The following is a 4,183-nucleotide window of genomic DNA, read 5'->3' on the forward strand; positions in this document are numbered from 1 at the left end:
AAAATAAAAAATGAGTATTCTAATAAAAACCGTTCGTATCTCAGGTTTTCGTGGTCTGGAAAATATCGAGGTAGAACTGGAGCAAACAACCGTACTGACGGGAATGAATAACACGGGAAAAACCTCTTTTCTCAAAGCCCTGCAAATCGCCTTGGGCAATCGCCAGTTTATTTCTCAGGATGACTTTTTTATTAAAAATAACGACTGTGCTACAAACATCACCATTGATGTGCTGATTGTTCCTGTTGATGCTAAAGGCAAGCAGGAGGATCGTTTTAGCGACGATTGGGAAGCTTTGCTGACCACTGATCGCATTCGCATCGATGGCACTGAAAGCTTTTTTCCGCTAAGAACGCATGTCACTTTTGATGCGATTAAAAACAGCTATAAAGTCGAGCAAACTATTCTGCAAGTGTGGCCTGATTTTACGGATTGGCTTAATGCCGGTAAGGGCAATAAAACTCGCTTTCATTTTGATGAATTGCCTTTTTTTCTATATGGATGCGCAACGCGATATTCTGGAAGACACTAGATTACGCGGTTCTTATTTGGGCAAGATGTTATCTAAAATTGAATATTCCCCTGCGGATATTCAGGCAATAGAGCAACAAATTGAGCAGTTGAATGAAAAGGCGGTGAGTAGCAGTAATATTCTAAGCCATATAAAGGAGACTCTGAAAGGCTTGGATTCGGCACTGGAAAATACCCGCAGTGGCATTGAATTAACCCCTTTCACAAAAAAGATACGCGATTTAAACAAGGGGCTGATGATTTATTATGGGGATAGCCAAGACAGCTTTTCCATGGAATATCATGGCATGGGAACGCGCAGTTGGTCTTCTTTGTTAACTTTGAAATCCTTTATCGGCTTACTGGCAAGCAATGCCGAAAAAGTAGGAAGTGTGTTTTTTCCTATTTTAGCCATTGAAGAACCCGAAGCGCATCTGCACCCCAATGCTCAAAAACAACTGTATAGCCAAATAAACGACATTGCAGGGCAAAAAATCATTTCTACCCATTCTCCGTACATTGCGGCGGTGGCAGATCTTGGTCAAATACGAAGTTTCTACAAAGACCAGGAGGGTACGCGCTGTGACAAAGTGGCGATTGATTCACTGACTGATGAGGATCAACGAAAAATCACACGGCATGTGATCAATAGCCGTGGTGAAATCTTCTTTTCTAAATTGATGGTTTTGTTTGAGGGTGAAACCGAAGAGCAGGCATTGCCGATTTTTGCCAAACATCATTTTGGCAAATCTGTCGTTGAAATGGGCGTGGATTTTATTGGCGTGGGTGGCTATGGCAATTATTTACCTTTTTTACGCTTTGCTGAATCCTTAAATATCCCTTGGTTGATTTTGAGCGATGCAGAAGAAAAGACAAGAAACAGCGTAAAAAAACAGTTCGACAATTGCCGCTCAAAAAAGACAGAAGCGGATGTGATTGTGTTTCTGGATAATGACAATAATATTGAAAATCAATTATTAAAGGATGGCTTTCAGGATGAAATAAGACAGGCTTTGATTGAACTAGATGACTATCATAGTGAACAAGAAAAAACGTCGGCACAGGTAAAAATAAAAGCTTTTAATGACGAAAAACTTTACAAACAAATGAAAAAATCCAAAACTCAATTTGCTCCAGTTATTGCAGAACAAATCATCAAGAGTAAAAAAACATTACCGCCTAAAATCATAGAACTGTTCAATAAGATAAGTTCCATTTTAAATATCACTGAGAAGGCTTCATGAGTCATCCTATTCCCCTTTCAGAACAACAGCGGTCTATTGTCAATGCTCAAAATGGTGCGCTCTATGTTAAAGCCAGTGCGGGCAGTGGTAAAACGCGCGTATTAACAGAGCGTATTCGTGTTTTATTGTCTCGAAGCAATAGAAAAATATTAGCATTGACCTTTACTAACAAGGCGGGGAAAGAGATCCAAGACCGATTAGCGGATATTGAAGATATTGAGCAAAGAACATTTGTCGGTACTTTTCATGGATTTTGTCAGTCTGTACTTGAGAATCACAGGCATTTATTGGGCTATGCCGAAATGCCACATATTTTTGAGGATGAAAGCGACCGTTTAGAATTAATTGAACAAGCCATTCAATTAACACCCTCTTATGCGGCAAGTTATAGAAAACAAGATAAAAAGCAGCAAAGGGATTTTCGTTATCGAGCATTGAATTTTATTGCTAATATGAAACTCAGGTTAATTAATGAAGCGGATATTGCAGCACAAACAGAGAATGAAAATATCATCCTGCTTTATTGTAGCTATCAGGATATTTTAAAGTCGCAGAATGCTATAGATTTTGATGATTTATTGCTAAAAGTCTATGGTTTATTTAACGATTATCCCAAAATAGCTGCATTGTATCGACGCAGTTTTTTTGCGGTGTGCGTGGATGAAGCGCAGGATTTGAATAATGCCCAGTATAATTTGCTAAAAGCTATGGCAAATGGAGAGTTCAGAAATATCCTGATGGTGGGTGATCCAAATCAGTCTATTTTTCATTTTAACGGCTCTTCACCCGACTATATGGATAAGGAATTTGTTAAAGACTTTCAAGCAACTATTATTGAACTTACCGAAAATTATCGTTCTTCAAAAGCTATATTGCAAGCCGCACAAAACTTGATTCCTGATGCTGATCAGGTAGAGCATATCGTTAAGCAGGGCATATTTAAGCTATATAAAACCAAAGATGAAAATAGGGAAGCGCAATGGCTCGCCCAAAAAATCCAGCAAATTGTCGGATTAGAAAAACATGACGACATCGAGGGTGAATTGAGTTATGAAAAAATAGCGGTATTGGCAAGAAACAAATATCTATTTAAGCCACTTGAAGAGGCTTTAGAAACAACAGGTATTCCTCATTACTACAAAATGACACCAGGTGCTTTAAAATTTGAGTCTTCTTTGATGCAAATTTTTGACTTGGCATTGCGGATCAAGATTAATTCGCAGGATGAATTGCATTGGCGACGGTTATTAGTGGCTTTGTCGTTGGGTTATGAAGGAGACGTTGACTTATCTAACGTAGTAGAAAAGATAGAAGACACTAACAAAAAGGTCATTATTGAACTCGTTTTATCCCTCGCAGATGATAGTGCAAACTTTAAGCGACAGTTGGAGTCTTACAAAGAGAATGTGACACTTGAGGATTCCGATGAAAAAAATATGCTGTTTGGTGATATTAATGAATTACTGATTCATTGGCACAATTATGCCAAGACAACAGATAACACCTCATTACATCAGTTTAAAAATGCCATGGCACTGGGGCAAACTGCCCCCTTATCGCAGCATTCAGGGGTAACACTGAGTACCGTGCATACCATGAAAGGGCAAGAGTTTGATATTGTTTTTATTATTGGCATGGATGATGAAACTTTTCCTGATTACAGGGCGGTTCGTAGTGGGGGTATTGAACTTACTCAGGAAAAAAATAATTTGTATGTTGCATTCACTCGCTCAAAGCGTTGGTTGTTCGTTACATGGCCTGAAAATAGAACTATGCCTTGGGGAGATACCAAGCGCCGCGAAATTTCACGATTTCTTAAAAATTTTCCACCTACTGAGGTTCAAGAAGAATCAATAGGGTTCTGTCGCGAGAACTAGTGGAGGGGAGGTTCCGTCGCAAGGATAGGTTAATTTCGGGCTTCTGTAAAGTTTGGATTATCAGACACCCAGTGACGTTTATTTTTTATGAGAATGGTAGATATTTTTCCTTATTATTTGGAGAAAATGGTCTTGACAATGGGGTGCACTTTACATCATCAGGTAAAACAACAAATCAGAGAGGAAATAAATCATGAGCGATAAGAAAACACTCGAAGAACGTGTCAATGAAATCAGAAAACAACTCGATGAGCACCCCGAACAATACGTTGAAATCACCCATGAAGAAGCGGAATATATGGGAGCGTTTGAAGATGACAGCATGAGCATGGAAGATGCGCTGGCATCCCACGATTCTGTAACACAAAAAGACAAAAACCGGCCCAGAGTAACTGATGCAGCTGAAACCGCCGCGAAGGGCGAATTTTTAGACATTCCAGCCTTTGTTTGCAAGGGGATTAAATAGTGATTGAAAAAGAATTTGTTAAAAATATAACTGACTCATTTCTAGACAAACATAAAGGCCTCGATGATATTGATATTAGAGTCGGT

Annotated in this window: 4 protein-coding genes; all 4 read left to right on the forward strand. The window is 39.0% G+C overall.

Annotation, left to right across the window (positions count from 1 at the left end; all coding sequences use genetic code 11):
- The first annotated feature begins 10 nt into the window (after positions 1-10).
- The 4 genes from BAZSYMA_RS04365 to BAZSYMA_RS04380 all read left to right on the forward strand — a co-directional run bounded on the left by BAZSYMA_RS04365 (position 11) and on the right by BAZSYMA_RS04380 (position 4,097).
- On the forward strand, positions 11-532 hold the full coding sequence (locus BAZSYMA_RS04365) for an AAA family ATPase (RefSeq protein ID WP_090716000.1): 522 nt from the start codon (positions 11-13) through the stop codon (positions 530-532).
- Positions 498-1,754 carry an ATP-dependent nuclease gene (locus BAZSYMA_RS04370; protein ID WP_195910098.1) on the forward strand — a complete coding sequence of 419 codons (1,257 nt, stop codon included), beginning with the start codon at positions 498-500 and terminating at the stop codon, positions 1,752-1,754. The genes BAZSYMA_RS04365 and BAZSYMA_RS04370 overlap by 35 nt, the downstream gene beginning before the upstream one ends.
- On the forward strand, positions 1,751-3,631 hold the full coding sequence (locus BAZSYMA_RS04375) for an ATP-dependent helicase (RefSeq protein ID WP_090716004.1): 1,881 nt from the start codon (positions 1,751-1,753) through the stop codon (positions 3,629-3,631). The genes BAZSYMA_RS04370 and BAZSYMA_RS04375 overlap by 4 nt, the downstream gene beginning before the upstream one ends.
- Before the next feature lie 193 nt (positions 3,632-3,824).
- The gene (locus BAZSYMA_RS04380) at positions 3,825-4,097 is read left to right on the forward strand and encodes a hypothetical protein (RefSeq protein WP_090716007.1); all 273 of its coding nucleotides are present in this window, start codon (positions 3,825-3,827) and stop codon (positions 4,095-4,097) included.
- Positions 4,098-4,183 lie beyond the last annotated feature (86 nt).

It is taken from the genome of Bathymodiolus azoricus thioautotrophic gill symbiont, assembly GCF_001298715.1.
Lineage (GTDB): Bacteria > Pseudomonadota > Gammaproteobacteria > PS1 > Pseudothioglobaceae > Thiodubiliella.

What these genes read in the sequence shown, in the direction of transcription:
- BAZSYMA_RS04365 (WP_090716000.1), top strand. Translation starts at nt 11, where the DNA reads ATGAGTATTCTAATAAAAACCGTTCGTATCTCAGGTTTTCGTGGTCTG.
- BAZSYMA_RS04370 (WP_195910098.1), top strand. Translation starts at nt 498, where the DNA reads ATGGATGCGCAACGCGATATTCTGGAAGACACTAGATTACGCGGTTCT.
- BAZSYMA_RS04375 (WP_090716004.1), top strand. Translation starts at nt 1,751, where the DNA reads ATGAGTCATCCTATTCCCCTTTCAGAACAACAGCGGTCTATTGTCAAT.
- BAZSYMA_RS04380 (WP_090716007.1), top strand. Translation starts at nt 3,825, where the DNA reads ATGAGCGATAAGAAAACACTCGAAGAACGTGTCAATGAAATCAGAAAA.